Below are 26,299 nucleotides of genomic sequence, written 5' to 3' on the forward strand. Positions count from 1 at the left end.
TGACCTCCGCGAACCCGACTCCGGGGTTCAGGTCACCTCAGCAGCTCGACAGGGGCGCCCCGAAATCGCATCATGGGGGCGCCCCTTCCCTTGTCCCCCTTGGTAACGTCAGTCGGTGGACTTCAGTACGGACCCCGGCGCATCACCCCGCCGCGCTCTTGACCGCACCATCGAGGGCGACTTCGAAACACATCTGACGGTACGGGCCGACCACCGCACGGACACGGTCGTCTCGCTCCGCGACTGGGCCGCCGACCACGGCCTCGCCTTCACCGCGACCGTCCTGGACCGCGGCCGGACGCCCTCCCGGCCGACGCTCACCCTGTACGGCACGGGCAGCCTCGACGAACAGCGACGCGCCGCCGAGGAGTGTGCCGCGCGCCTCGCGGAGGCCGGGTTCACCGTCGTACGGACCAAGATCGAGGCGGCGCCGTGGAACGAGGGCGTACCGCAGACCGACGCGGAGGCGGCTGCGTTCCCCGCGCACTGCCACTTCGAACACCGCCTCAAGCTGCGGCTGCCGATCCCGTACGACACGAAACGGCTGGCCGCCGTCGCCGAGCGGCACTCCGCGCATGTCTCGCGCACCGCGCGCCACATCCTGCCCGGCGGCGTCCAGGAGCGTTACGTGACACAACTCGCCCGGCGCGTCGGCCGACCGGTGGCGCGCGCCCGGGTGGACGCGCTGCTCGACAGCCTGATCGCGGCGGGCTACCGGCCGGTCGACGTCCGGGAGGAGTTCGTCCTCCACGACGACAATCCGACCGTGGACAACGGCTGGACGGAGGAGTCCGTGCAGCGGCCGGAGGACCGGCCGGACGGATCACCGCCGGACGATTCACCACCGGACGGGGGACGGTCGGACGGATCACAGCCGGACAGGTGACTCCAGGTGTCCGGGCGCCCGGACAGGGCCCAACCGGACCGGCCCCGATGCGCCATCGTCCTTCGTGGCGGAGCCATGGGGCCGTGTCCTCGAAAGCTCAGGAACGCGGCCCCGGCCCGACTGTCGCGCACCGGGCGCCGCATGCCGAGCGCCGCACGGTTCCGCCCACGTGATCCGGGTCCCGGCAGAACCTCAGGAGGCCTCCACCAACTGCTTCCCGCCCAGTTCCGTACCGGCCGGCAGCTGGCGCCGGATACGCCCCAGCGCCTCCTCGAAACCGCCCCCGGCGATGCCCGACGCGTAGGCCGCGCCGCCGAAGTGCAGCGTCAGGCTCAGTTCGGCGCGCCCGACGGGCCCCTCGGACTCCCGCTCACCGAGCGCCAACAGGCAGCTGAGTGTGGCCTGTTCGGCCGTACCGTCCGTACTGACGGGCAGCGGGATGTCCCACTCCATGACGCAGGCCGCCAGGACCTCGCCTGCCTCCACCGCCGCCAGGGTGGCGAAATCCGCCCCTTGGTATTCAACTCCCCTTATGTGGGTGCGCACTCGCTGCCCACCCGCGGTGAGGGTGATCGCTTCGGCCCCCCGGCCGTCCCGGTACCAACCCGCCCATGTATCCGTCGACTCCGCCGACTCCGCTGTCATGGCGCGGACTGTAGCGGTACGAGATCTTCCGCCGCAGCAGGGGTCACTTCTTCCGGCTGTACGTGGTGACGATTACGCCATTCCCGAAGGCCCGCACGGAGTCCAGCGCGAACTCGTCGATATGGAAGTCCGCCGCGAACATGGGCATTCCCGAACGGAGGACCGACGGGTAGGTCTTGATGACCAGTTCATCGACCTCACCGGCCAACTGCCCGGCCAGATCGGCGCCGCCGCAGAGGTAGATCCCGAACTCGCCGTCCTCCGCCTTGAGTTCCCGGACCTTCTCCACCACATCGCCGGAGACCATCTCGACCGCGGGGTCCGGACTCTCCTTGATGCTCCGCGACACGACGTACTGCCGCAGGTGCGCGTACGGGCTGGTGACACCGGCCTCCAGGGCGATGTCGTAACTGACCCTGCCCTGAATGATCGTGTCGAAGTGACGGTTCTCCAGATGGTCGATACCGAAGGACTGACGACCGTGGGTCGGTATCGTCTCCGGGTACTCCGCCTTCAGGAACGCGAAGAACTCCTCGTCCACGTACCGCAGGAAGGACGTCCCGTCCCCGGTGGGATCTCCGATGAATCCGTCGATCGATGCGGCCATGTAGTAAGTGAGCTTGCGCAAGCGGACCTCCGGGGCACTGAACGACAGGAAACGGACGGAACGGCCGGGTGCACCATTGGGGGACACTTGACCACTCCAGCCATAGTGCTCCAGCCGTAGTGGTTGTGCAAGTGGCTTGCACCCGAGCGGCTTCGGGAGAGCGCTTCGTGACGGCCGCACGCTGCCTGCCGTCATCCTTCGGTCGCACCTCTCCGTAAACCGAACTGCGCAGCCGGGTCAGCCCGCAGGGCGATTCGCGACGACCCCCGCGACTGGGACCTTCAATACCGAACGGGTCAGCCGCCCCCGCGACTGGGACCTTCAATACCGAACGGGTCAGCCGCCCCCGCGACTGGGACCTTCAATACCGAACGGGTCAGCCCCCGCCCACGGGACCGAGGAGCGAACATGCAGCCCTCCCGGCACGCCGAAGAACCGTCTGCCGTCCGCCCCGGACGACTCCGCGCCGCATGGCGGAGGGCCCACGAGCCCGTCGACGGAGTGTCCCGACGCATAAGACTGGCGGCCTGTGCCGTGCCGTTCGCCGTCCTGCCTGCCGGCGTCTGGCGGCTCCCGGCCGCGTTCGACGACGGGATCGGCATCGGCGAGCGGGCGTACATCGTCTTCCTGTCGGTCCTGTCCGAAGTCCTCGCGTTTACCGCGTTCGGCCTGATCGCCCGCTGGGGCGAGGTGTTCCCGCGCTGGATTCCGGTCCTGCGCGGCCGCCGGGTCCCGATGAAGGCGGCGATCGTCCCGGCCACCACCGGGGCCACGATCCTCACTGTCCTGTTCAGCGTCCTGTTCGTCGTCTCCGAGATCAGGGGCACCACGATCCGCGGCGACGTCCTGTCGGCCGACGCCCCGAGCCGGGCCGGCGGCTGGGAGGTTGCCTGGTTCTATCTCTGCTACGTGCCGCTGGCCTTGTGGGGGCCGTTGCTGGCCGTACTGACCGTCGCGTACTGGAATCGCCGTCGTGCGGCCGGGAACGTGCCGGCGGTTGCCTGAGTGCCGGAAGACGATCGTGCCCGGCCGGCCCGGGAACGGCTCTCACGACTGTCCGGTCGGCCCAGGGGCCTGGCCTCCCGCCGGATCGACGAATCGACGGCCCGCCGGACCGCCCGGCTCCGCCCACTCGTTGTCCGGATCGGAGGCCTGCCGTATCCGGGCCGGGGTATCTTCCTCCGCTTCCGGCGTGGCCGCCGATCCCGTAGTTGGTCCGTACACCCAGGGCCTGTCCGGTCGATCTTTGCCGGCCCGGAACGCCTGGCTGATCCGACAAAACCGACCGGACAGGACCTAGCGGGTACGGCGGGTGACGAACTCCGCCAGAGCCAGCAGATCGTCGCCCGCCGAGAGATCGGGGACCGCCCGGGACAGCTGGTGGACCGCCCGGGACATCCGGTCGGCCGCCTCGAACTGTGCCCAGTCGCGGCCGCCCGCCCGTTCGACGGCAGCGGCCGCCCGCCGGACCGCCGCGTCGTCCATCGGGCTCCCGTACAGCTCGGCCAGCTCCTCGGCGGCCGGAGTGCCGGATGCCAGGGCGGCCACCACCGGCAGGGACTTCTTGTGGGCGGCCAGATCCGCGCCGGCCGGTTTGCCCGTACGGTCGGGGTCTCCCCAGATCCCGATCAGATCGTCGATGAGCTGGAACGCCAGCCCCGCCTCCCGGCCGAAGGCGTCCAGGGCGGCGACCTGTTCCTCCCCGGCGCCCGCGTACAGCGCCCCGAGCGCGCAGGACGTACCGAGCAGGGCGCCCGTCTTGGCCATCGCCATGGCGACACACTCGTCCAACGAGACCTCGTGCGGCCCGCGCTGCTCGAAGGCGCAGTCCGCCTGCTGTCCCGCGCACAGTTCTATGACACAGGTCGCCAGCCGGGCCGAGGCGGCGGCCGACGCCGGATGCGGGTCCTCCGCGAAGAGCCTCAGCGCGAGGGCCATCATCGCGTCGCCCGCGATGATGGCGTCCGGGGTGCCGAAGACCGCCCAGGCGGTGGCACGGTGACGTCGAGTCGGGTCCTCGTCGATCACATCGTCGTGGAGCAGTGTGAAGTTGTGGGCGAGCTCGACCGCGACAGCGGCCCGCAAGGCCGACCGGTGCGGGCCTTCCCCGGCGATCCGCCGGGTTTCCGCTGCGTGTTGCCGGTCACCGGCCGGATCCCTGCCGGGATCCCAGGCCAGAGCCCGCTCCGCCGCGAGCACCAGCGCGGGTCTGATCGCCTTGCCCGCCGGTCCGGAGGCCGGGGTGCCGTCGGCCTGCTCCCAGCCGAAGTGGTACATCGCGACCCGTCGCACGGAACCGGGCAACGACTCGACGGCGGTACGTAATGCGGGATGGACAGCGGTGCGGGTGCGCTCCAGGAGAGCCACGGCCTCATGCTCCTCGGCGGCGGCATCCGTGCTGCTGATCACGGTCATGGTCATTCCTCCGGCGTCTGCTCACGTCCTGTCGCGGCCTCTGGACGAGTGAGCCCGAGGCAGGCCCGGAGCCCGGGGATCGCCCGGACACCGGGCCCGGAGCCCGGACCCCCGACCCCGGGCGGGCCGGCCGTCGCGCACCTCACGCCCGTACGGCTGTACGGTCGCGCGGCCGGCCGGCCCGCCCGGGGTCGGTCACCTCAGCTCCAACGCCCCACTTCGACGTTCTCCAGGACTCCGAGGGCGTCCGGCACCAGGATGGCCGCCGAGTAGTAGGCCGTGACCAGATACGAGATGATCGCCTGGTCGTCGATGCCCATGAAGCGGACCGACAGACTCGGCTCGATCTCGTCCGGGATGCCGCTCTGCTGAAGCCCGACGACCCCCTGCTCGCTCTCGCCCGTACGCATACAGATGATCGAGGTCGTCCGCGCGTCGGAGATCGGGATCTTGTTGCAGGGGAAGATCGGAACCCCGCGCCAGGCGGGCACATGGTGGCCCGAGACGTCCACGCTGTCCGGGTACAGCCCCCGCTTGTTGCACTCACGCCCGAAGGCCGCGATCGCACGCGGATGCGCCAGGAAGAGCTTCGAACCACGGCGGCGCGAGAGCAGTTCGTCCATGTCGTCCGGGGTGGGACCGCCCTCGTGGGGCTGGAGCCGCTGTCCGTAGTCGCAGTTGCTCAGCAGACCGAACTCGCGGTTGTTGATCAGCTCGTGTTCCTGGCGCTCACGCAGCGCCTCGACCGTGAGCCGCAACTGCTGCTCGGTCTGGTTCATGGGCTGGTTGTAGAGGTCGGCGACCCTGCTGTGCACCTTCAGCACGGTCTGCGCCACGCTCAGTTCGTACTCGCGCGGCGCCCCCTCGTAGTCCACGAACGTGTGGGGCACGGCCGCCTCGCCGACATGCCCGGCGGACAGATCGATCGCGGCCTCACCGTACTTGTTGGTCCGCTGACGCGGTACGGACGCCAGCGCGTCCAAGTGGCCGCGCAGCGACTCCTCGCGTTCCGCGAGGTTCTGTACGTCGCTGCGTGTCAGCACCAGCACGGTGCACGCCGTCGCCGCGCGCGCCGTGAAGTCCCAGGTGGCCTCCCCGTCCACCAGGGCCTGTTCTCCGAAGTACGCGCCGTCCGCGAGGACTCCGAGGATCGCGTCGTCCCCGTAGGGGCCCCTGCCCACCTTCTCGACCCTGCCGTGCGCCAGCAGGAAGACCTGGTCCGCCGAGTCGCCGGAAGCGGCGAGGACCTGGCCCGCCGTGAACTCCCGCTGTTCACAACGCCGCGCCAGCTCGGCCAGCACTTCTTCGTCACCGTACGCACGCAGCGCCGGCAGCTCGCCCAGCTCCCCGGGGATCACCGACACCCGGTCCCCGGTCTGCACGAACGTCACACGGCCGTCGCCGACCGCGTAAGTGAGCCGTCGGTTCACCCGGTACGTACCGCCCTGTACCTGAACCCACGGAAGCATCCGCAGCAGCCAGCGGGAGGTTATCTCCTGCATCTGCGGTACGGACTTGGTGGTGGTCGCCAGGTTCCGCGCGGCGGCCGTTCCCAGACTCTGCTGGGGTGGCGGCTGACCTTCGCGGACCTCGTTACCGACCGACATGAATTCTCCCCTTCGATCATGTGCTGACCTGCGAGGACAAACACTTCCAGCACATTGCGAGAATCCGCCATTACACGAACGAGTGGGACTGGATCACGTTCTACTGGGTACGACACGCGAAATTCGCCCTGATGGGCCCTCCTGACGGCACACTGTCCAGGTCGGCCCGCGGCATGACGGCCGAATTCCCCACCGCTGTCCCCCGCACGCGGGACACGAGCAGTTAGGAGCCGGCCATGGCCCCACCCATGTCCGCCAGCAGTTTCCTCGACGCACTCAGGGACGAAGGCCTGACGGTCGTTCAGGTCGGAGACTGGCGCACCCACAACCGGAACGACAAGGGTGACTGGGGCCCGGTCAACGGTGTGATGATCCATCACACCGTCACCAGGGGCACCGACACCACCGTCCGTCTCTGCAAAGACGGCTACGAGTCCCTGCCCGGACCGCTGTGCCACGGCGTCATCACCAAGGACGGAAAGGTCCATCTCGTCGGCTACGGACGGGCCAACCACGCCGGGCTCGGCGACGACGACGTTCTGCGGGCCGTCGTCGCGGAGAAGGGCCTTCCGCCGGACAACGAGGCCAACACCGACGGAAACCGGCACTTCTACGGCTTCGAGTGCGAGAACCTCGGCGACGGCAAAGACCCCTGGCCCGAAGCCCAGTTGGAGGCCATCGAGAAGGCCGCGGCGGCGATCTGCCGCTACCACGGCTGGGGCGCGCGGTCGGTGATCGGCCACCTGGAGTGGCAGCCGGGCAAGATCGACCCCCGGGGGTTCACGATGACGGAGATGCGCGAACGCGTCCACGACCGCCTGAAGTGACAATGAGGGAGTGATCTCCCCCACCCCCGACGCCACCCCGGGCTCCGGCTCCGACGCCACCCCGGGCTCCGACCCCGGCCGCGGCCCGGACACCGGCTCCGGCTCCGGCTCCGGCTCCGGCTCCGGCTCCGGCTCCGGCTCCGGCTCCGGCTCCGAAGCGTTCGGCCTCGCCGGTCTGCGGCCGCGGCTCCCGTCGCCACTGCGACCGGCCGAGGACGAGCGCTTCGCCCGTCATGGCGTACGGCTGCTGCTCAAGCGCGACGACCTGATCCACCCCGAGCTGCCCGGCAACAAGTGGCGCAAACTGGCGCCGAATCTGCGCTCCGCGGCGGCCGGAGATCTGCGCACGCTGGTGACGTTCGGCGGTGCGTACTCCAACCATCTGCGCGCGACGGCCGCCGCCGGCCGGCTGCTCGGCTTCGCCACCGTCGGGATCGTACGGGGGCAGGAACTGGCCGAGCGCCCGCTCAACCCCTCCCTCGCCCGGTGCGCGGCCGACGGGATGCGGCTGTGCTTCGTGGACCGCGCGACGTACCGCCGCAAGACCGAACCCGCGGTCGTGTCCGCCGTCCTCGCGCGGGCCGGGCTGGGACGTGAGTCCGTGTACGTGATCCCCGAGGGCGGCAGCAACGCGCTCGCCGCGCGCGGGTGCGCGGAGCTGGGCCGGGAGCTGCGCGGTACGGCCGAGGCCGTCGCCGTCGCCTGCGGCACCGGCGGGACGCTCGCGGGGCTCGCCGCCGGACTCGGCGCAGGGCAGCGGGCCCTGGGATTCCCCGTGCTCAAGGGGGACTTCCTGGACCGGGAGGTACGGGACCTCCAACTCGCCGCGTTCGGCGGCCCGGCAGGCGACTGGAGCCTGGACGGCCGCTTCCACTTCGGCGGCTTCGCCCGCCTCTCCCCCGTCCTCGACGCCTTCGCCGACGACTTCGAGGACCGGCACGGACTCCCGGTGGAACGTCTCTATGTCGCCAGAATGCTCTACGGCCTCACGGCTCTGGTGGAGGAGGGCGCCTTCCGGCCGGGCACGACCGTCGCCGCCGTCATCACAGGACAGCCCGAACCGTCGTCCCCGTAGCGCCCCCTGAGCGGCGCGGGCCGGCTCAGTCCGTGCCCTCCTCCCGGTACGCCGCCGCCTCCTCCAGGTCCAGCCTGCGCAGCAGCGTCCGCAGCATCTCGTCGTCGATGCTCCGCCGGTTGCGCAGGTCCACGAACACCGCGCGCTCCGCCGCGATCATCTCCCCCGACAGCCGCCGGTAGGTGTCGTCCGCCGACTCCCCCGTCACTTCGTTGACCGTCCCGAGCCGCTCCCAGACGGCGTTGCGGCGGCGCTCCATGACCGTACGGAGCCGCTCCGCGAGCGGCGGTGGCAGCGCGTTGCGCTCATCGGCCAGCAGTTCGTCCAGCAGCTGTTCCGCCGCCGCCGAGGCCTCGCTCTGGGCCTGCGCCTCGGCCAGGGTCTCGGCCTGCCGGTCCCGGCCCGAGACCTTCAGCAGCCGGATCAGCGGCGGCAGCGTGAGCCCCTGCACGACCAGCGTGCCGATGACCGTGGTGAAGGTCAGGAACAGGACAAGATTGCGGCCCGGGAACGGCCGGTCGTCGTGCACGGTGAGCGGAATCGAGAAGGCGATCGCCAGCGAGACCACCCCACGCATCCCGGCCCAGCCGACGATCAGCGGCGCCCTGAAGTCGGTGTCCGGTTCCCGCTCCCTGATCTTCGGGAACAGCGCGCGCGGCAGGAAGGTCGCCGGAAAGACCCAGATGAAGCGGGCCGCCACCACCGCCACGAAGACGCCCAGGGCGTACGCCAGCGATTCCCCGACCCCGTACTCCCCGAGCCCCTTGAGGACGAACGGCAACTGGAGCCCGATCAGCGCGAAGACCGCCGACTCCAGGACGAACGCGACCATCTTCCACACCGCGGCCTCCTGGAGCCGGGTCGCGAAGTCCACCTGCCAGGCGTGGTGTCCGACGTAGAGCGCGACCACCACGACCGCCAGCACCCCCGACGCCCCCGCCTGCTCGGCCAGCGCGTAGGCGACGAACGGGATGAGCAGCGAAAGGGTGTTCTGGAGCAGGGGCTCGGTCAGATGCGTACGCAGCCAGTGCAGCGGCACCATCAGCACGAGGCCGATGCCGATACCGCCGACGGACGCCAGCGCGAACTCCGCGATCCCGCCGGCCCAGGTCGCGCCCTCGCCGACGGCCGCGGCCAGCGCCACCTTGAACGCGGTGATCGCGGTCGCGTCGTTCACCAGCGACTCGCCCTGGAGGATGGTGGTGATCCGGCTCGGCAGCCCCAGTTTGCGGGCGATGGCCGTGGCCGCCACCGCGTCCGGCGGCGCGACGACCGCGCCCAGCACCAGAGCCGCGGTCAGCGGCAGATCGGGCACCAGCAGATGTGCGAACCAGCCGACCGCGAGGGTCGCGAACAGGACATACCCCACCGACAGCAGGGCCACCGGCCGGATGTTGGCCCGCAGATCCAGGTACGAACTGTCCACCGCCGCCGTGTAGAGCAGCGGCGGCAGGATCAGCGGCAGCACGATGTGCGGATCGAGTGTGTAATCCGGTACGCCCGGCACATACGCGGCGCCGAGCCCCACGGTCACCAGCAGCAACGGCGCCGCCACCGGGGTCCTGCGGGCCGCCCCCGCGATCGCCGCGCTGCCCGCCACCAGCGCCACCAGCGGCAATACGTCCATCCCACCGTCCTCACACGCGTCGTAACCTGGTCATCATGAGCGAGTGTTCACACATCGCGGAACTGCCGCGCCCCGAGCCCGTACCGCGCGCGGTCACCTGTCCCGCCTGCCTGGCGGCCGGCAGCCACCCCGTCCAGCTGCGGCTCTGCCTGGTCTGCGGCGAGGTCGGCTGCTGCGACTCCTCGCCGTACCAGCACGCCACCGCGCACTTCGCGGAGACGGGGCACCCGGTGATGCGGAGCTTCGAGCCCGGCGAGAGCTGGCGCTGGTGTTTCGTGGACGGTTCGATCGTCTGACGGCGGGCGGTTGGGTCGTCTGAAGGCGGACGGTTCGACCGCCTGACGTCCGCGGGACGGATCCGGCCGTCCGAAGTCGGTCGCCGAGGACCGGAGCGACGGTTCGACCCCCTGGCGACTGGGTACGTCAACCCTCCGCCGGTTCTTCGCAATTGGGCCCCGCAGACCCCTAGCCACTTTCTGTGCCCATATGCTTACCATGAGTGACAGTCGTCTGACGGGGGTCCCGGCGACACAACACCGTCGATCGCGATAGCGTCGCCATCCAGACCGGCTACGTACCAACACGTACCGCGAGGCCCCGGGACATTGCCCGTCCCGGAGCCCTGAAGAGCTTGTGCCACCTTGGAGGTGAGGGTGTCCCAGATCGCAGGCGAGCCCGGGACCCAGGACTTCGTGGAAGTCCGGCTGCCCGCTGCGGGTGCCTACCTGTCCGTGCTGCGTACGGCCACGGCCGGCCTCGCGGCGCGCTTGGACTTCACCCTCGACGAGATCGAGGACCTCCGCATCGCGGTGGACGAGGCCTGCGCGATCCTGCTTCAGCAGGCCGTACCCGGCTCCGTACTCAGCTGTGTGTTCCGTCTGATCGAGGACTCACTCGAGGTGACCGTCTCGGCCCCGACGACCGACGGGCGCGCGCCCGAGCGCGACACCTTCGCCTGGACGGTGCTCTCCGCACTGGCCGGCAAGGTCGACTCGACGGTCGCCGATGACCGTACGGTCTCCATCAGCCTCTACAAACAGCGCGGCGCGGGACCCGGGCCGGCGTGAGGAACGGGGGCGGTCCGGTGCGTGACGAGGGGCGCATCCCACGGGAATCGCGGGGAGGGCACCAGGCTCCGGTGGAGCCGGTGCTCGCCCCCGCGGGCATCCCCGAGCAGCAGGCCCGTCCCCACCCGGAGGACGGACTTGACGGCCAGACGGCCGCGGCGGAACAGGCGCAGGCAGAGCGGGCGGCCTTTATGAGCGAGCAACACCACGATCCACATGACCGCAGCGGGGCGCGGGCGATGTTCATCGAGCTGCGCAAGCTGCCGGACGGCTCGCCCGAGCGCGCCGAACTCCGCAACAAGCTGGTGCGGATGCATCTGCCGCTGGTCGAGCACCTGGCAAGACGCTTCCGCAACCGGGGCGAGCCGCTGGACGATCTGACGCAGGTCGCGACCATTGGTCTGATCAAGTCGGTGGACCGGTTCGACCCGGAGCGCGGAGTCGAGTTCTCGACGTACGCGACGCCGACCGTCGTCGGTGAGATCAAGCGGCACTTCCGCGACAAGGGCTGGGCGGTGCGGGTGCCGCGCCGGCTCCAGGAGCTGCGCCTCGCCCTGACGACGGCCACGGCGGAACTGTCGCAGCAGCACGGCCGTTCGCCCACGGTCCACGAACTGGCGGAGCGGCTGGCCATCTCGGAGGAAGAGGTCCTGGAGGGCCTGGAGTCCGCCAACGCGTACTCCACGCTGTCGCTGGACGTCCCGGACACGGACGACGAGTCCCCGGCGGTCGCGGACACGCTGGGCTCGGAGGACGAGGCTCTTGAGGGTGTCGAGTACCGCGAGTCGCTCAAGCCGCTTCTTGAGGATCTGCCTCCGCGCGAGAAGCGGATTCTGCTGCTTCGTTTCTTCGGCAACATGACCCAGTCGCAGATCGCGCAGGAGGTCGGCATCTCCCAGATGCATGTCTCGCGCCTGCTGGCACGGACGCTGGCGCAGCTGCGCGAGCGTCTGCTGGTGGAGGAGTAGACGGCGCTACGTGCCCCGGCCCACGCGGCCGGGGCACGACTGTTACGACTGGGAGTCGCGGGCCGGGCCGGTGATACCCAGGGCTTCGGTGGCCGTCGCGCTGACGATCAGGACCAGGCCCGTCACCGCGGCCACCGCGAGCGCGATCCCGGCCGGGATCATCCCGCCGATGGAGGTCAGCAGCGTATAGGCGACCGGCAGCGCCATCACCTGGGTGATCACAGCGGGCCCCCGGCTCCAGGCGCGGCACAGCAGCAACCCGCGTGCGGCGAGCAGCGGGATGACACCGAGCACGATCAGGGTGACCCCTCCCATCTCCGCCTGCTCCGGACTGTCGGGCTGCCCGAGTACCCCCATCACCAGCAGATACACACCGCCGGCGATCAAAGCCAGGGCTTCGAGCCCGCAGATGGCGGCCGCCACGGTCAGGCGCGGGGGACGTGGAGGGTTCGGGGTCGGCGCGGGGCTGGTCCGCTCACTGCTGCTCACCCCAGCAGGGTAACCACAGCGCACACACGGGCCCAGCGCTTCGGGCGGCCGGATCCGTGGCCCCGTGGGCCCCGCTGCCCGGGGGCGAGCCCCCGACGCCCGGCCGGTAACCTGCTGAGCATGCGCGCACTCCTCGTGGTCAATCCGGCAGCAACGACGACCAGTGCCCGCACCCGCGACGTACTCATCCACGCGCTCGCGAGCGAGATGAAGCTGGAAGCGGTGACGACGGAGTACCGGGGGCACGGCCGCGACCTGGCCAGACGGGCCGCGGAGTCCGACGACATAGACCTGGTCGTCGCCCTCGGTGGTGACGGCACCGTCAACGAGGTCGTCAACGGACTGCTGCACAACGGCCCCGATCCCGACCGGTTGCCGCGCCTCGCGGTCGTCCCCGGAGGCTCGACCAATGTGTTCGCCCGCGCGCTCGGACTGCCCAACGACGCGGTGGAGGCGACCGGAGCGATCCTGGACGCGCTGGCTCAGAAGAGCGAACGTACGGTCGGTCTGGGACTGGCGGCCGGAACTCCGGGCACGGACGACGAGGCGGTGCCCGCCCGCTGGTTCACCTTCTGCGCCGGCTTCGGTTTCGACGCCGGGGTGATCGGGCGGGTCGAACAACAGAGGGAACGCGGGAAACGCTCGACACACGCGCTCTATGTGCGTCAGGTGGTGCGCCAGTTCTTCGAGGAACCGCACCGGCGGCAGGGAATGATCAGCCTGGAGCGCGCGGGCAAGGCCCCGGTCAAGGACCTCGTGGTCTCGATAGTGTGCAACACCGCCCCCTGGACCTACCTGGGCAATCGTCCGGTGTACGCGTCCCCCGAGGCCTCGTTCGACTCGGCCCTGGACGTCCTCGGACTGACCAAATTGTCCCCGCCGGCCGTGGCCCGTTACGCGACCCAGTTGCTCACTTCGACCCTCGATCGGGGCCCTCACGGACGCCATGCGGTGTCTCTTCATGACCTGACGGACTTCACCTTGCATTCCAAGGCGCCCCTCCCCTTCCAGATGGACGGCGACCATCTGGGACTGCGTACGAGCGTGACGTTCACAGGCGTACGCCGGGCACTGCGTGTGATTGTGTGAGTGGAAGGGGCCAAAGTCCTTTCACTCGAACGTTTAGGCTGGGATCCACCCCATGGAAGTACGGCTGTGACCTAGTCGATACCGAGGAATCAAAAAAAACTTTCCAGAAGGGGTTGTATCCGCCGCCGAGGTTTGCGAATCTCTACATGGCGATCGGGACGGCCCGCAACATCGGCCTCTCTGAGAACCAGAACCCCTCTTCGAACACAAGGATCCGTCGGTTCCGGCTGATGGACGTCCCTTCCTTTGTCGGGGGATTCGTGAAAGCGTTCACATTCACAAGCAATCTGCACGACATATGCACGTCATACCAAGAGAGGTAGCAGCCATGGACTGGCGTCACAACGCCGTTTGCCGCGAGGAAGACCCCGAGCTGTTCTTCCCCATCGGCAACACCGGTCCTGCGCTGCTGCAGATCGAGGAAGCCAAGGCCGTCTGCCGTCGCTGCCCCGTCATGGAGCAGTGCCTGCAGTGGGCGCTCGAGTCCGGCCAGGACTCGGGTGTCTGGGGTGGCCTCAGTGAGGACGAGCGCCGCGCCATGAAGCGCCGGGCCGCTCGCAACCGGGCGCGTAACGCGACCGCCTGAAGCCCCCTGCCACGAGCCTCAGCCGGCGGAGCGTACAGCGTGTACGCACAGCCCCGCCCTTGAACCGCAGCGCGCAGTACCCCCCGATGCGCATCGCAAAGTGAGCTTCGAGCCGAGCCCCGGACCGTCATCACGGTCCGGGGCTCGCTGCTGTGCGGGAGCGGGTTGCCGTTGCCGTACGGCTACTTCTGCGGCTGCACCGGAATGTCCAGGACCACGCGCGTACCGCGCACCGGGGCGGGCACCATGTCGAAGCTGCCGCCCAACTCCCCCTCCACCAGGGTCCGTACGATCTGGAGCCCCAGGTTGCCGCCGCGCTGCGGATCGAACCCCTCGGGCAGACCGCACCCGTCGTCCTGGACGGTGATCAGCAGCCGGGTCTGGGTGCGGACACCCTTCCCCCGTTTCGTCCGCGCTTCCCCGCTGTGGACCGCGGAGACGTCGACCCGGCCCTGCGCCCCCGGCTCGAAGGCGTGTTCCAGGGCGTTCTGGACGATCTCGGTGAGCACCATCGAGAGGGGAGTTGCGACTTCGGCGTCGAGGATGCCGAACTTTCCGGTACGTCGGCAGAGGATCTGGCCCGGCGCGATCTCCGCGACCATCGCCAGTACGCGGTCGGCGATCTCGTCGAAATCGACCCGCTCATCCAGATTCTGAGACAGCGTCTCATGCACGATCGCGATGGAACCGACGCGCCGCACCGCCTCGTTGAGGGCTTCCCTGGCCCGCTCGGAATCCATCCGCCGGGCCTGGAGGCGCAGCAGCGCCGCGACCGTCTGGAGGTTGTTCTTCACCCGGTGGTGGATCTCCCGGATGGTGGCGTCCTTGGTGATCAACTCACGCTCGCGGCGGCGGAGTTCCGTGACATCGCGGAGCAGCACCAGCGAGCCGATCCGGGTGCCCTTCGGCTTGAGCGGGATGGCGCGCAGCTGGATGACTCCGCCGCTGCCCTCGACCTCGGCCTCCCGGGGCGCGTAACCGCTGGCCAGTTTGACCATGGCCTCGTCGACCGGGCCGCGGGCGGGGGCCAGTTCGTCGGTGGTCCGCCCGAGGTGGTGTCCCACCAGGTCGGACGCGAGTCCCAACCGGTGATACGCGGACAGCGCGTTGGGGCTCGCGTACTGGACGATCCCGTCGGCGTCGAGCCGGATCAGCCCGTCGCCGACGCGCGGCGAGGCGTCCATGTCGACCTGCTGGCCGGGGAACGGGAAGGACCCGGCGGCGATCATCTGGGCCAGGTCGGAGGCCGACTGGAGGTAGGTCAACTCCAGTCGGCTGGGGGTGCGCACGGTGAGGAGGTTGGTGTTGCGGGCGATCACACCGAGGACCCGGCCCTCGCGCCGTACGGGGATGGACTCGACCCGTACCGGCACCTCCTCACGCCACTCGGGGTCGCCCTCCCTGACGATGCGCCCCTCGTCCAGCGCCGCGTCCAGCAGCGGCCGGCGTCCGCGCGGGACGAGATGGCCGACCATGTCGTCCTGATAGGAGGTCGGGCCGGTGTTGGGCCGCATCTGGGCGACGGACACATAGCGGGTGCCGTCCCGGGTGGGGACCCAGAGCACGAGGTCGGCGAAGGAGAGGTCGGAGAGCAGCTGCCACTCCGAGACCAGCAGATGCAGCCACTCGAGGTCGGACTCACTCAGGGCTGTGTGCTGGGCGACGAGGTCGTTCATGGATGGCACACCAGCGAGCGTACCCGCGGAGGAAAGACGGTCCGTCCGCGGTCTGTACTGGACGGTAGGCAGCGCATAGGCTTTACCGAACCATGGACAAGCCGAAATGGTCTAGTCCACAATGTTTCACAGAGACCTCCACCTTCCCCGCACAGGAGGGTGGACCGAGGTACCGGCGCTCTCTGCCCTGACTGCGGCGGAACCTCTCCCACGGCCGTGCGGGACCGCACACCCGTCGGCCGTAGCAGCTCCGGGCTGCGGTGCCGGGCGGGCTGAGGGTCCCGCCGCGGCGCCGCGGCCCGCGGGTGGGCCGCCCCCCTCCCTGAGCTCAGCGGGACTCGGGAGTCTTGGCCATGGTGCGCGGCACATCCGGATCCTGCCCCCGGGCGACGGCGATCTCCCGGGCCAGCAGATGCAGCGGCAGGATCTCCAGGATCGGCTGAAGCTCCTCGGGGACCTCGTCCGTGGGGAGGACGAAACCCGCCGACGCCTTGTCCACCTCGGACCTGGTACCGACCACGAACAGATCCGCGCCCCGGCCGCGCAGCCGTCCCAGGACCGGCTGGAGCGCCTCGCCGCCCTTGCCGTCGGGGACGATCACGATCACCGGCGAGAGAGGGTCGATCATCGCCAGCGGGCCGTGCAGCAGATCCGCGCCGGAGTACGAGAGGGCGGGGATGTAGCTCGTCTCCTGTAGCTTCAGCGCCGTCTCCCTGGCCGTGGGATAGCCGTATCCTCGGGAGATGACGACCATCCGGTCGGCGAACCGGTAGCGGGCGGCCAGCGTCCGCGCCTCGTCCCGGCGGGCCAGGATCTGGTCGGCGAGGTCCGGCAGGACACCGGCCGCCGCGCCGTCGCCGCCGCCGAGCCCCTCCGCGAAGAGGTACAGGGAGAGCAGCGAGGCGGTATACGACTTGGTGGCGGGCAGCGCCCGCTCCCGGCCGGCCATGACGTCGATGTGGAACTCGGCGACCGCCGCCAGCGCCGAGTCCGGGTCGTTCGTCACCGCGAGAGTGGTCGCCCCGGCGTCCCGGGCGGCCCAGGTCGAGGTCACCAGGTCCGGCGAGCCGCCCCACTGGCTGACCCCGACGACCAGCACATCGGTGAGGTCGGGCTTCGCCCCGTACGCCGTCGTCGTGGACATGGAGGTCAGACCGCAGGGCAGGCCGCGCCTGATCTCCAGAAGGTACTTGGCGTAGAGGGCCGCGTTGTCGGACGTACCGCGCGCGGTGAGCAGGACGAAGCGCGGCTTCTTGGCGGCGATCGCCGCCGCCGTCTCACGGATGCGGGGCGCGCCCTCACTCAGGATGCGCCGCAGCACGGCGGGCTGTTCCGCCACCTCGGCGGCCAGGATGCCGCCGGGCTGTTCACTCAGCCCGGCCGAGAACGCGGCAGACATGCTGGGTGCCTCCAAGTCGCCGGCGACGCCGCGTGTGCGCGTGCCGGGTGTCGCGGGTCGGGCGGGACTTTCGCGATACGACTCAGTCGACCACGGCCCGCCGGGCACCCGCCACCGGGGCGTTCCCCGCTGTCCGGGGAGCCGTCGTACCTCCTCTGCCGGAGCACCCCCTCTGATAGAATTGGTCTATACCACAAGAGTGTCATTACCGTCTCACCACAGATCGGCAGGCCCAGCGTGGAAGTTGTCATCGTCCAGGACGCCGCCGCAGGCGGCGAGCTCATCGCCGACAGCATCACCGGCCTGCTGCGCCGCAAGCCCGACGCCCTGCTCGGCGTGGCCACCGGATCCACCCCGCTGCCCATCTACCAGGCGCTGGCGGCGAAGGTCCGCTCCGGCGCCCTGGACGTCTCGGGCGCGCGCATCGCCCAGCTGGACGAGTACGTGGGACTGCCGTCCGGCCACCCGGAGTCGTACCGCTCGGTGGTGCTGCGGGAGGTGGTCGAGCCGTTGGGTCTGAGCGAACGTTCCTTCCTCGGCCCCGACGGCAACGCCGAGGACGTCCAGGCGGCCTGCGAGGCGTACGACCGTGCCCTCGCCGAGGCCGGCGGGGTGGATCTCCAGCTGCTCGGGATAGGCACCGACGGCCATATCGGCTTCAACGAGCCCTGCTCCTCGCTGGCTTCCCGTACCCGGATCAAGACGCTGACACGGCAGACCCGCGAGGACAACGCGCGCTTCTTCGACCGGCCCGAAGAGGTGCCGCACCACGTCATCACGCAGGGCATCGGGACCATTCTGGAGGCCCGCCACCTGGTGCTGCTGGCCACCGGGGAGGGCAAGGCCGAGGCGGTGGCGCAGGCCGTCGAAGGGCCGGTCGCCGCGCTGGTGCCCGCGTCCGCGCTCCAGCTCCACCCGCACGCCACGGTCGTGGTGGACGAGGCTGCGGCGGCGCGACTGAAGCTCGCCGACTACTTCCGGGCCACCTTCGCCTCGAAGCCGGACTGGCAGGGCATCTGACGGACCGCGTCGCGATCCCCGGCCCCACGGCATGGCGGCGCCGGGGATCGCCGCGCGGTCCCGGCTACTCCCCGCGACCGGCGATGACCTCCGCCGCCGCCTGTCCGCACACGCGCGCCGCGCCGTGTGTGGCGATGTGCAGGGCTCCCCTGGGCTCGGCCCCGTTCAGGCCCATCTCCACCACCAGCGTCTGCGGACGGGCGGCGAGCAGGGCGTCCAGGACGTCGGACATCCAGGGGTGCCGGTGGACATCGCGTACGACGGCGACGATCGTGCGCCCGTCCGCCGCCGCGAGCACCCGCGCGGCCAGGGTGGCCGTGTCCGCGACGGCCGCGCCGCTGTACGAGCCCGTCTCCGTACCCGGCAGGAGGCGCCCCAGCTCGGTGGCGATGCCCCAGGGGGTCTCGTCCCCGACCGCGATGTTCGCGACGGGGGTGAAGGCGGCGACGTACGGCGCGGTGGTGAGCGGCTCGGCCGTGCCCGTCACCCGCACCGCGCGGCGGGCCGCGACCAGACCGACCGGCGGGCCGGACTCGGTCCCCTGCGGTGAGGCCGTCCCCTCCGGTGAGGCCGCACCCGGCGACGCGGACGCCCTCGCCCGCAGCGTCCAGTCGGCCAGTGCCCGCACCCGCGTGGCGGCGTCGGCCAGCCGCTCCTCGGGCAGTTCGCCGTCCCGTACCGCCTGGACCAGCGCGTCGCGCAGCCGCAGTACGGTGCCCTCGTCCGCCAGTCCGCCGCCGACGCAGATGGCGTCGGCGCCCGCGGCGATCGCGAGGACGGAGCCGCGCTCGATCCCGTACTTCGCGGCGATGGCCCGCATCTCCATGCCGTCGGTGACGATCAGGCCGTCGAAGCCCATCTCCTCGCGCAGCAGTCCGGTGAGGATCCGCCGGCTCAGGGTCGCCGGGCGGTCCGGGTCGAGCGCGGGCAGCAGGATGTGCGCGCTCATCACAGACTTGGCACCCGCCGCGATCGCCGCCCGGAACGGCAGCAGGTCGCGGGCGTGCACGGTGTCCAGGTCCACGTCGATACGGGGCACCGCGTGGTGGGAGTCCACGGCGGTGTCGCCGTGCCCGGGGAAGTGCTTGACACAGGCGGCGACCCCGGCGCCCTGGAGGCCGGTGACGAACGCGGCGGTGTGCCGGGCCACCAGCTCCGGCTCGGCGCCGAAGGACCGTACGCCGATGACGGGGTTGTGCCGGTTGGAGTTGACGTCGGCGGACGGGGCCCAGTCGAGGGTGACCCCGCACGCGGCGAGCCGTCTGCCGAGCTCCCCGGCGACGGCCCGGGTGAGGTCCACGTCGTCCACCGCTCCCAGGGCGTGGTTGCCCGGGAAGGAGGAGCCGTGCCGTACCTCCAGACGGGTGACGTCGCCGCCCTCCTCGTCGATGGCGACGAGGAGGTCCTCCCGCTCGGCCCGCAGCCGTTCGGTGAGCGCGGCGAGCTGCTCGGGCGAGGCCACGTTGCGGCCGAACAGGCCGACGGAGGAGAGGCCCTCGCCGATGCGCCGCAGCAGCCAGTCCGGGGCGGTCGTGCCGAGGAAGCCGGGCTGGAGGACCGCGAGAGCGTCGCGGGTCAGGGTGTCCGCACTGCGTACGAGTGTCGACATGTCACCTATCCCTTCACTGCACCGTCGGTCAGGCCGCTGACGGCCTTGCGCTGGAGGAACACGAAGAGGATCAGGATCGGGATGGCGAAGAGCGAGGACGCGGCCATCGTGGCGCCCCAGTCGTCGCCGAACGCGGTCTGGAACTGCGACAGCCACAGCGGCAGCGTCTGGGCCTCCGCGTCCTTGTTGAGGACCAGGACCAGCGGGAACTCGTTCCAGGCGGTGATGAAGCCGAACAGCGAGGTCGACATCAGGCCGGGCGCGAGGAGCGGCAGGATCACCTTGACGAACGCCTGGGGGCGGGTGCAGCCGTCGACCATGGCGGACTCCTCCAGCTCCCGGGGCACCGCGGCGACGAATCCGCGCAGGGTGAGCAGGGTGAAGGGCAGCACCATGACCATGTAGAAGAGCGTCAGCGGTACGAGGCTGTTCAGCATGTCCGTGTCGCGGACGATCATGTAGATCGCGATCACCATGACTTCCCAGGGCGCCATCTGCGCGATCATGAAGCCGATGACGAAGCCCCGGCGCCCCTTGAAGCGCATCCGGGCGAGCGCGAACGAGCCGGCCAGCGCCACCATCAGGGAGAAGACCACCGCGAGGACGGTGACGGTGAGCGAGTTGCCGACCAGCGTCCAGAAGTTGTCGGCGTTCACCGCCGTCGTGAAGTGCTCGAAGGTGATGTCCGTCGGGAACCAGACCGGGTCCTCGGACACGATGTCCGGGGTCGGCTTGAAGGCCGTCGCGAACATCCAGTAGACGGGGAAGACGAATCCGACGACGAGGACGAGGGCCGTCGCGTTGGGCCAGATACGGCCGAGGCGTGAGCGGTTCACAGCTCGTCCTCCCCTTGCTTGAGAACGATCCGGAGGTGGAACGAGGTGATGACGAGCAGGATCACGATGGTGAGCAGCGCGATCGCCGATCCCATGCCGAAGTGCTGGTTGCCGATGCCCTCGATGTAGGCGTACACGGGAAGGATCTCCGTGAGCCGGTCGGGGCCGCCCTGGTTGATGGCGAAGACCTGGGCGAACGCCTTGAAGACCCAGATGACTTCGAGGAACGTGGTCGCGTAGAGGAAGGGCCGAAGGAACGGCAGGGTCACCGAGGTGAAGCTCTGCCGGGCACCGGCCCCGTCGAGGGAGGCGGCCTCGTACAGCTCCTTGGGGATGGTCGTGGTGGCGGCGTACAGGTTGATCGCGACGAACGGTATCGACTGCCAGACGATCAGGACCGTGATCACGAAGAAGGTGGAGAACTGTCCGCCGGTCCAGTTGTAGTCCGCCATGGAGTGGAAGCCGGCTCTGTCCAGCACCCAGTTGACGACGCCGTACCGCTGGGCGAAGAGCCACTGGTAGACGGTGGTGGCCGCGATGACGGGCATGGCCCAGGCGAGTACGAGGGCGATCAGCAGGGTGACGCGCATCCGCCGGCCGAGCCGGGCGAGCAGCAGTCCGACGAGGGTGCCGAGCACCATGATCAGGACGACGTTGGTGGCGGCGAAGAGCAGCGACCGTCCGGTGACCCGCCAGAAGTCGGGGTTGCCGAGGACCTCGGTGTAGTTGGCTGTTCCGTTCCACTCGGTGAGGTGCTGGATCAGCTGCCTCATGTTGAGGTTCTGGAACGACAGCATCCCGTTCTTGATCAGCGGCCAGCCGAGGAGCAGCAGGGTGGCCACCACGGCGGGGAGCAGCAGCAGGTACGGCGCGAGGGCCGCGGATCTGCCCCGCGCCGCGGGCCTGTCCGGCCCGTCGTCGGTCCGCTTCGATAGCTCCGTCGGCCGGTGGGGCGGCCGTTCGGTCTGCACGGTCATGCTCGCCATCTCTTCACTAGGCGCCGGTGACGAAAGACGAAAACGGCCGCCCGGGGCCGGAGTCGGGCGTCCGGCCCCGGGCGGCGTGTCCTCACTGCTTCTGCGCGAGGCGCTTGTTGAACTCGGCCTCGACCTGCTTGGCCGCGTCCGCGTGGGACTTGCCGTTCATCACGGCCGTCATATAGGTCTTGATCGGGTTGGGGGCGTTCTCGACCGCGGCCCACTCCGGGATGAGCGGGGTGGTGTCACCGCCCTGGACGGCCGGAGCGGCGGCCTCGGCGGCGGGGTTGCCCTTCAGGTTCGACTGGAGGGCTTCCTTGTTCGGGATGACGCCGCCTTCCTTGGCGAGCTGTCCCTCGAAGGTGTCGGAGAGCGCGATCTTCAGGAATTCCTTGGCGAGTTCCTGCTTCTCGCTGCCCTCGGCGACGGCGAGGTTGGAGCCGCCGAGGAAGACGCCCTCGGGCTTGTCGGCGGTCTCACCCGGGATGGTGAAGTAGCCGATCTCCTTCTCGATGGCCGGGTTCGCCTTGATGGCGGTGGCGGCCTCCCAGCCCATCCCGACGAAGGCGCCGACCTTGCCCTTGGCGAAGACGTCGGCCTGCTGCGGGGTGGCCTCGTCCTTGTCCTTGGGCGCCTTGGAGTAGTCGGCGTACTTCTTGTAGAGCGCCATCGCCTCGCCGACCTTGGGGTCGGCCAGGTTGGACACCCACGTGTCGCCGTCCTTCTTCACCAGGTCGGCGTCCTTGCCGATCAGCAGACCGTCGAAGAAGTACCAGTTCTGGCCGGGGAGATAGATCGGCTCGGCCTTGCCCTTGGCCTTGATCGCGTCGAGCGCCTTGAAGAACTCGTCACGGGTCTTCGGCGGGGCGGTGACGCCCGCCTCCTTGAAGACCGACTTGTTGTAGATGACGACGCGGTTGGCGAAGTACCAGGGGGCGGCGTACTGCTTGCCGTCGACGACCGCGGACTTGTTGAGGGACTCCGTCCAGTCGGCGCCTATCCCCTCCTTGAGATCGGAGAGGTCGGCGAGGCCTCCGGTCTCGGCGTAGGCGGGGGTCTGCGTGTTGCCGATCTCGAAGACGTCGGGCGGGTCCGTCTCGGAGAGCGCCGTGGTCAACTTCTGCTGGATACCGTTCCACTGCTGGATCTCGATCTTCAGCTTGGCGCCGGTCTTCTTCTCGAACTCGGCGGTGAGATCCTTCGTCCAGCCGTCCGGTGTGGAGCCGTCCATGGCCCAGACCGTCAGGGTCTGCCCCTTGAACCCGTCGGCTCCCGCCCCCTTGCCGTCACTGTCGTCGGAACCGCACGCGGCGACACCGGCCAGCATGCCCGCGACGCCGACCGCCGCTATGAGCTTGCGCTTCACGCCATCCTCCTCAGGGATTCCCGCAACCCCCTGCTCACCGTGAAGACTTACGACGAGTACTGCCGGGGCTGAGACCTGGCCATTAATGGTTTAGACCAGTACGTGGAGCTTGGCCTAGACTTTTATGGGGTGTCAAGAGTTGACAAGAACCCCCACACGTCCGTTATCCGACCGACATCTGGGGGCATCGAATAGCGCCGCGCTCCCCCGGATGAAGCACGGTAGAACGCGCCCACGACCGCCCCCGACACCACCCCTCCGCTTTAATGGTTTAGACCAGCCTGCGGGTGGGTCACCGCGATGGCCACGCCGGTACGACGGCCACGACGGCGCGGGAATCGGTCGGGGCAGCGGACCGGGAACGGTGTATAAGAAGGGCAGTCGTGTCCGTTATCGGACCAGCGTCGAGGGAGAGCGACGACCCGTGGCCGGACCGTGCCACCATGTGAGCCGCGACAGACGGAGGAGCCGGTGACGGCAGCAGCACAGGAGTCGGGAAGGCAGGCCATGGCCACGGACGGGGGCGGCACTCGCGGCACGGAGACCGACACAGGACCCCTCACCCGTACCGCACGCGTGCCCAAGTACTACCGCCTGAAGCGGCACTTGCTCGATATGACGGAGACTCTGCCGCCCGGCACGCCGGTGCCTCCCGAGCGTACCCTCGCCTCCGAGTTCGACACCTCGCGCACCACCGTGCGCCAGGCACTCCAGGAGCTGGTTGTCGAGGGCCGCCTCGAACGCATCCAGGGCAAGGGCACCTTCGTCGCCAAGCCCAAGGTCTCCCAGGCCCTCCAGCTCACCTCGTACACCGAGGACATGCGGGCCCAGGGCCTGGAGCCGACCTCGCAGCTGCTGGACATCGGCTATGTCACCGCCGACGACTCGCTGGCCGGACTGCTCGACATCACCACGGGCGGGCGCGTGCTGCGCATCGAGCGACTGCGGCTGGCCAGCGGCGAACCGATGGCCATCGAGACCACGCACCTGTCGGCGAAACGCTTCCCCGCGCTGCGCCGCTCGCTGGTCAAGTACACGTCCCTCTATACGGCGTTGGCCGAGGTGTACGACGTGCGTCTGGCCGAGGCCGAGGAGACGATCGAGACCTCACTGGCCACTCCGCGTGAGGCCGGGCTGCTCGGTACGGACGTGGGCCTGCCCATGCTGATGCTCTCGCGGCACTCGCTGGACGGCGCCGGTGAACCGGTGGAGTGGGTACGGTCGGTGTACCGCGGCGACCGCTACAAGTTCGTGGCACGGCTGAAGCGCCCGGCCCGCTGACGCGTATCGGCACCACGGCATGATCCGTACGACGGCATAACGGATGAGCGACCAGGAACCGGGCCTCGGGGGCCCGGTTCCCGCCGTCGCGCCCGCTCCCCGTACATACCGTTGTCGTACCGATATGCGGACCGGGGGTGACGGTGGCCGAATCCCTCGCCTAGATTTCCAGCGCGTCACAACGTGACGATCAATGGCGATCAACAGGGCGATCACGAGGGGACGGAGCCGCCGTGTCAGAAGTCCGTGAAGAGAAACGGCCACCCACGGTCACACCGATGCGAGTGGTGATCGGCCTCTGCCTCCTCGCACCGTTCGTGGCGATGCTCTGGGTGGGTTCGTACGCGAAGATCGATCCGACCTTCATCGGCATCCCGTTCTTCTACTGGTACCAGATGCTCTGGGTGCTGATCTCGACCGCGCTGACCATGACGGCGTTCCAGCTGTGGAAGCGTGACCAGCGCTCCCGCAAGGGAGGTGCGTCGCGATGAACGACGGCGTGAACGGCGTGGCACTCGCCGTCTTCATCTTCTTCTTCGTGGCCGTCACGGCCATGGGCTTCCTGGCCGCGCGGTGGCGCAAGGCCGAGAACGAGAACAGCCTCGACGAATGGGGCCTGGGCGGCCGGTCGTTCGGCACCTGGGTCACCTGGTTCCTGCTCGGCGGCGACCTCTACACGGCGTACACCTTCGTGGCCGTCCCGGCGGCGATCTACGCGGCGGGCGCGGCCGGCTTCTTCGCCGTGCCGTACACGATCCTCGTCTACCCGCTGATCTTCACCTTCCTGCCCCGGCTCTGGTCGGTGTCGCACAAGCACGGGTACGTGACCACCTCGGACTTCGTCCGCGGCCGGTTCGGCTCGAAGGGGCTGTCGCTGGCGGTCGCCCTCACCGGCATCCTCGCCACGATGCCGTACATCGCCCTCCAACTCGTGGGCATCCAGGCCGTACTGGACGTGATGGGCGTCGGCGGCGGTGAGAACACGCACTGGTTCATCAAGGACCTGCCGCTGCTGATCGCCTTCGGCGTGCTCGCCGCGTACACCTACTCGTCGGGGCTGCGGGCACCCGCGCTGATCGCGTTCGTCAAGGACGGTCTGATCTACCTCGTGATCGTCGTCGCGATCATCTACATCCCGATCAAGCTGGGCGGCTTCGACGACATCTTCGCCAAGGCGGGCGAGGCGTTCGCACAGGAGAATCCGGCGACCGGCCAGCCGAGGGGCGCCCTCACACCGGGCGAGGCGGGGCAGTGGGGCTACGCCACGCTGGCGCTCGGCTCCGCGCTCGCCCTGTTCATGTATCCGCACTCCATCACGGCGACGCTCTCCAGCCGCAGCCGCGAGGTGATCCGGCGCAACACCACGATCCTGCCGCTGTACTCCCTGATGCTGGGTCTGCTGGCGCTGCTCGGGTTCATGGCGATCGCCGCCGGGATCAAGGTGGACAACGGTCAGCTCGCGATCCCGCAGCTCTTCGAGAACATGTTCCCCGACTGGTTCGCGGGCGTGGCCTTCGCGGCCATCGGCATCGGCGCGCTGGTGCCCGCCGCGATCATGTCGATCGCCGCGGCGAACCTCTTCACCCGCAACATCTACAAGGACTTCATCAAGCCGGACGCGACTCCGGCGCAGGAGACCAAGGTCTCGAAGCTGGTCTCGCTGCTGGTGAAGGTGGGCGCGCTGGTCTTCGTCCTGACCATGGACAAGACGGTGGCGATCAACTTCCAGCTGCTGGGCGGCATCTGGATCCTCCAGACGATGCCGGCGCTGGTCGGCGGCCTGTTCACCCGCTGGTTCCACCGCTGGGCGCTGCTCGCCGGCTGGGCGGTCGGCATGGTGTACGGCACGGCGGCGGCGTACGGCGTGGCCAGCCCCACGCAGAAGCACTTCGGCGGCTCGTCCGCCGAGATCCCCGGGCTCGGTGAGATCGGCTACATCGGCCTCACCGCGTTCGTCCTCAATGTGGTCGTCACGGTCGTGCTGACCTTCGTCCTGCGGGCGGCCAAGGCGCCGGACGGCATCGACGAGACGAGCCCGTCCGACTACACGGCGGACGCCGGGGACGCGGGCGTACAGGTCGAGCTGCCGGCCGCGACGGAGGGCGCCCCGACCCGCTGACCCGCTCCGCTCTGTACGGCTCGGTGGGCCGCCCGGGTGCCCCCCGGCCAGGGGGACCCCGCCGCCCCCGCGCTGGACCCGCAACCCCGGTGGGGGGGGCCCCGGGTACCGCGGGCGGCCCCCCCGGA

25 protein-coding genes are annotated in these 26,299 nt (G+C 69.7%); 13 read left to right on the top strand and 12 right to left on the bottom strand.

Features of this window, described 5'->3' with window-relative positions:
• Positions 1–115 precede the first annotated feature (115 nt).
• Positions 116–886 carry a hypothetical protein gene (locus ACIOJD_RS02505; protein WP_401907823.1) on the top strand — a complete coding sequence of 257 codons (771 nt, stop codon included), beginning with the start codon at positions 116–118 and terminating at the stop codon, positions 884–886.
• A 192-nt stretch (positions 887–1,078) separates the two neighbouring features.
• Here ACIOJD_RS02505 and ACIOJD_RS02510 read toward each other — a convergent pair whose 3' ends face one another.
• On the bottom strand, positions 1,079–1,531 hold the full coding sequence (locus ACIOJD_RS02510) for a DUF6304 family protein (protein WP_401907824.1): 453 nt from the start codon (positions 1,529–1,531) through the stop codon (positions 1,079–1,081).
• Between the two features lie 43 nt (positions 1,532–1,574).
• Positions 1,575–2,159 carry a dihydrofolate reductase family protein gene (locus ACIOJD_RS02515; RefSeq protein ID WP_401907825.1) on the bottom strand — a complete coding sequence of 195 codons (585 nt, stop codon included), beginning with the start codon at positions 2,157–2,159 and terminating at the stop codon, positions 1,575–1,577.
• 387 nt (positions 2,160–2,546) lie between these two features.
• Here ACIOJD_RS02515 and ACIOJD_RS02520 point away from each other — a divergent pair, with 387 nt between their 5' ends.
• Positions 2,547–3,143 (top strand): hypothetical protein, encoded by a 597-nt coding sequence (locus ACIOJD_RS02520; RefSeq protein ID WP_401907826.1) that lies wholly within the window; start codon positions 2,547–2,549, stop codon positions 3,141–3,143.
• Positions 3,144–3,434: 291 nt separating this feature from the next.
• Here the strand turns inward: ACIOJD_RS02520 and ACIOJD_RS02525 are convergent, their stop codons facing one another.
• Entirely contained in the window at positions 3,435–4,559 is a 1,125-nt protein-coding gene (locus ACIOJD_RS02525) for a family 2 encapsulin nanocompartment cargo protein polyprenyl transferase (RefSeq protein WP_401907827.1), read from the bottom strand.
• Between the two features lie 194 nt (positions 4,560–4,753).
• Positions 4,754–6,160, bottom strand: coding sequence for a family 2B encapsulin nanocompartment shell protein (locus ACIOJD_RS02530; protein ID WP_401907828.1), 1,407 nt, complete (start codon positions 6,158–6,160; stop codon positions 4,754–4,756).
• Positions 6,161–6,396: 236 nt separating this feature from the next.
• Here ACIOJD_RS02530 and ACIOJD_RS02535 point away from each other — a divergent pair, with 236 nt between their 5' ends.
• Both ACIOJD_RS02535 and ACIOJD_RS02540 read left to right on the top strand, forming a co-directional pair.
• Positions 6,397–6,987 (top strand): N-acetylmuramoyl-L-alanine amidase, encoded by a 591-nt coding sequence (locus ACIOJD_RS02535; RefSeq protein WP_401907829.1) that lies wholly within the window; start codon positions 6,397–6,399, stop codon positions 6,985–6,987.
• A 175-nt stretch (positions 6,988–7,162) separates the two neighbouring features.
• A complete protein-coding gene (locus ACIOJD_RS02540) occupies positions 7,163–8,062 on the top strand; it encodes a 1-aminocyclopropane-1-carboxylate deaminase/D-cysteine desulfhydrase (RefSeq protein ID WP_401908897.1) in 900 nt (299 codons plus the stop codon).
• Positions 8,063–8,087: 25 nt separating this feature from the next.
• Here the strand turns inward: ACIOJD_RS02540 and ACIOJD_RS02545 are convergent, their stop codons facing one another.
• Positions 8,088–9,689 carry a Na+/H+ antiporter gene (locus tag ACIOJD_RS02545; protein WP_401907830.1) on the bottom strand — a complete coding sequence of 534 codons (1,602 nt, stop codon included), beginning with the start codon at positions 9,687–9,689 and terminating at the stop codon, positions 8,088–8,090.
• Positions 9,690–9,724: 35 nt separating this feature from the next.
• On the opposite strand from ACIOJD_RS02545, the gene ACIOJD_RS02550 reads away from it, so the two are divergent.
• The 3 genes from ACIOJD_RS02550 to ACIOJD_RS02560 all read left to right on the top strand — a co-directional run bounded on the left by ACIOJD_RS02550 (position 9,725) and on the right by ACIOJD_RS02560 (position 11,724).
• Complete coding sequence (locus ACIOJD_RS02550) at positions 9,725–9,985, top strand: UBP-type zinc finger domain-containing protein (protein WP_401907831.1); 261 nt, start codon at positions 9,725–9,727, stop codon at positions 9,983–9,985.
• Positions 9,986–10,342: 357 nt separating this feature from the next.
• Positions 10,343–10,756 carry an anti-sigma regulatory factor gene (locus tag ACIOJD_RS02555; protein ID WP_328536767.1) on the top strand — a complete coding sequence of 138 codons (414 nt, stop codon included), beginning with the start codon at positions 10,343–10,345 and terminating at the stop codon, positions 10,754–10,756.
• A gap of 35 nt (positions 10,757–10,791) precedes the next feature.
• Positions 10,792–11,724, top strand: coding sequence for an RNA polymerase sigma factor SigF (locus ACIOJD_RS02560; protein WP_401908899.1), 933 nt, complete (start codon positions 10,792–10,794; stop codon positions 11,722–11,724).
• Positions 11,725–11,766: 42 nt separating this feature from the next.
• Here the strand turns inward: ACIOJD_RS02560 and ACIOJD_RS02565 are convergent, their stop codons facing one another.
• On the bottom strand, positions 11,767–12,213 hold the full coding sequence (locus ACIOJD_RS02565) for a hypothetical protein (protein ID WP_401907832.1): 447 nt from the start codon (positions 12,211–12,213) through the stop codon (positions 11,767–11,769).
• A gap of 120 nt (positions 12,214–12,333) precedes the next feature.
• Here ACIOJD_RS02565 and ACIOJD_RS02570 point away from each other — a divergent pair, with 120 nt between their 5' ends.
• Positions 12,334–13,302: a diacylglycerol/lipid kinase family protein gene (locus tag ACIOJD_RS02570; RefSeq protein WP_401907833.1), complete on the top strand. Its 969-nt coding sequence runs from the start codon at positions 12,334–12,336 to the stop codon at positions 13,300–13,302.
• A gap of 328 nt (positions 13,303–13,630) precedes the next feature.
• Entirely contained in the window at positions 13,631–13,888 is a 258-nt protein-coding gene (locus ACIOJD_RS02575; RefSeq protein WP_004937597.1) for a WhiB family transcriptional regulator, read from the top strand.
• A gap of 182 nt (positions 13,889–14,070) precedes the next feature.
• Here the strand turns inward: ACIOJD_RS02575 and ACIOJD_RS02580 are convergent, their stop codons facing one another.
• Both ACIOJD_RS02580 and ACIOJD_RS02585 read right to left on the bottom strand, forming a co-directional pair.
• Positions 14,071–15,564: a sensor histidine kinase gene (locus tag ACIOJD_RS02580; RefSeq protein WP_401908901.1), complete on the bottom strand. Its 1,494-nt coding sequence runs from the start codon at positions 15,562–15,564 to the stop codon at positions 14,071–14,073.
• A 328-nt stretch (positions 15,565–15,892) separates the two neighbouring features.
• On the bottom strand, positions 15,893–16,963 hold the full coding sequence (locus ACIOJD_RS02585) for an SIS domain-containing protein (RefSeq protein ID WP_401907834.1): 1,071 nt from the start codon (positions 16,961–16,963) through the stop codon (positions 15,893–15,895).
• A 237-nt stretch (positions 16,964–17,200) separates the two neighbouring features.
• On the opposite strand from ACIOJD_RS02585, the gene nagB reads away from it, so the two are divergent.
• Entirely contained in the window at positions 17,201–17,983 is a 783-nt protein-coding gene (nagB, locus tag ACIOJD_RS02590; protein ID WP_401907835.1) for a glucosamine-6-phosphate deaminase, read from the top strand.
• 64 nt (positions 17,984–18,047) lie between these two features.
• Here the strand turns inward: nagB and ACIOJD_RS02595 are convergent, their stop codons facing one another.
• The 4 genes from ACIOJD_RS02595 to ACIOJD_RS02610 form a co-directional block, all read right to left on the bottom strand.
• Positions 18,048–19,592: a glycoside hydrolase family 3 protein gene (locus tag ACIOJD_RS02595; protein ID WP_401907836.1), complete on the bottom strand. Its 1,545-nt coding sequence runs from the start codon at positions 19,590–19,592 to the stop codon at positions 18,048–18,050.
• 5 nt (positions 19,593–19,597) lie between these two features.
• Entirely contained in the window at positions 19,598–20,428 is an 831-nt protein-coding gene (locus ACIOJD_RS02600; protein WP_401907837.1) for a carbohydrate ABC transporter permease, read from the bottom strand.
• Entirely contained in the window at positions 20,425–21,405 is a 981-nt protein-coding gene (locus ACIOJD_RS02605) for a carbohydrate ABC transporter permease (protein WP_401907838.1), read from the bottom strand. The genes ACIOJD_RS02600 and ACIOJD_RS02605 overlap by 4 nt, the downstream gene beginning before the upstream one ends.
• A 91-nt stretch (positions 21,406–21,496) precedes the next feature.
• Positions 21,497–22,771 carry an extracellular solute-binding protein gene (locus ACIOJD_RS02610; protein WP_401907839.1) on the bottom strand — a complete coding sequence of 425 codons (1,275 nt, stop codon included), beginning with the start codon at positions 22,769–22,771 and terminating at the stop codon, positions 21,497–21,499.
• Positions 22,772–23,278: 507 nt separating this feature from the next.
• On the opposite strand from ACIOJD_RS02610, the gene ACIOJD_RS02615 reads away from it, so the two are divergent.
• From ACIOJD_RS02615 to mctP, 3 genes are all read left to right on the top strand, one after another.
• Positions 23,279–24,052: a GntR family transcriptional regulator gene (locus ACIOJD_RS02615; RefSeq protein ID WP_401908904.1), complete on the top strand. Its 774-nt coding sequence runs from the start codon at positions 23,279–23,281 to the stop codon at positions 24,050–24,052.
• A 278-nt stretch (positions 24,053–24,330) separates the two neighbouring features.
• Positions 24,331–24,543: a DUF3311 domain-containing protein gene (locus tag ACIOJD_RS02620; RefSeq protein ID WP_401877548.1), complete on the top strand. Its 213-nt coding sequence runs from the start codon at positions 24,331–24,333 to the stop codon at positions 24,541–24,543.
• A complete protein-coding gene (gene mctP, locus ACIOJD_RS02625) occupies positions 24,540–26,171 on the top strand; it encodes a monocarboxylate uptake permease MctP (RefSeq protein ID WP_401907840.1) in 1,632 nt (543 codons plus the stop codon). Before ACIOJD_RS02620 ends, mctP begins: the two co-directional genes overlap by 4 nt.
• The last annotated feature ends 128 nt before the right edge of the window (positions 26,172–26,299 follow it).

The sequence above is a fragment of the Streptomyces sp. NPDC088116 genome, from assembly GCF_044741745.1.
In the GTDB taxonomy this organism is placed as follows: Bacteria; Actinomycetota; Actinomycetes; order Streptomycetales; family Streptomycetaceae; genus Streptomyces.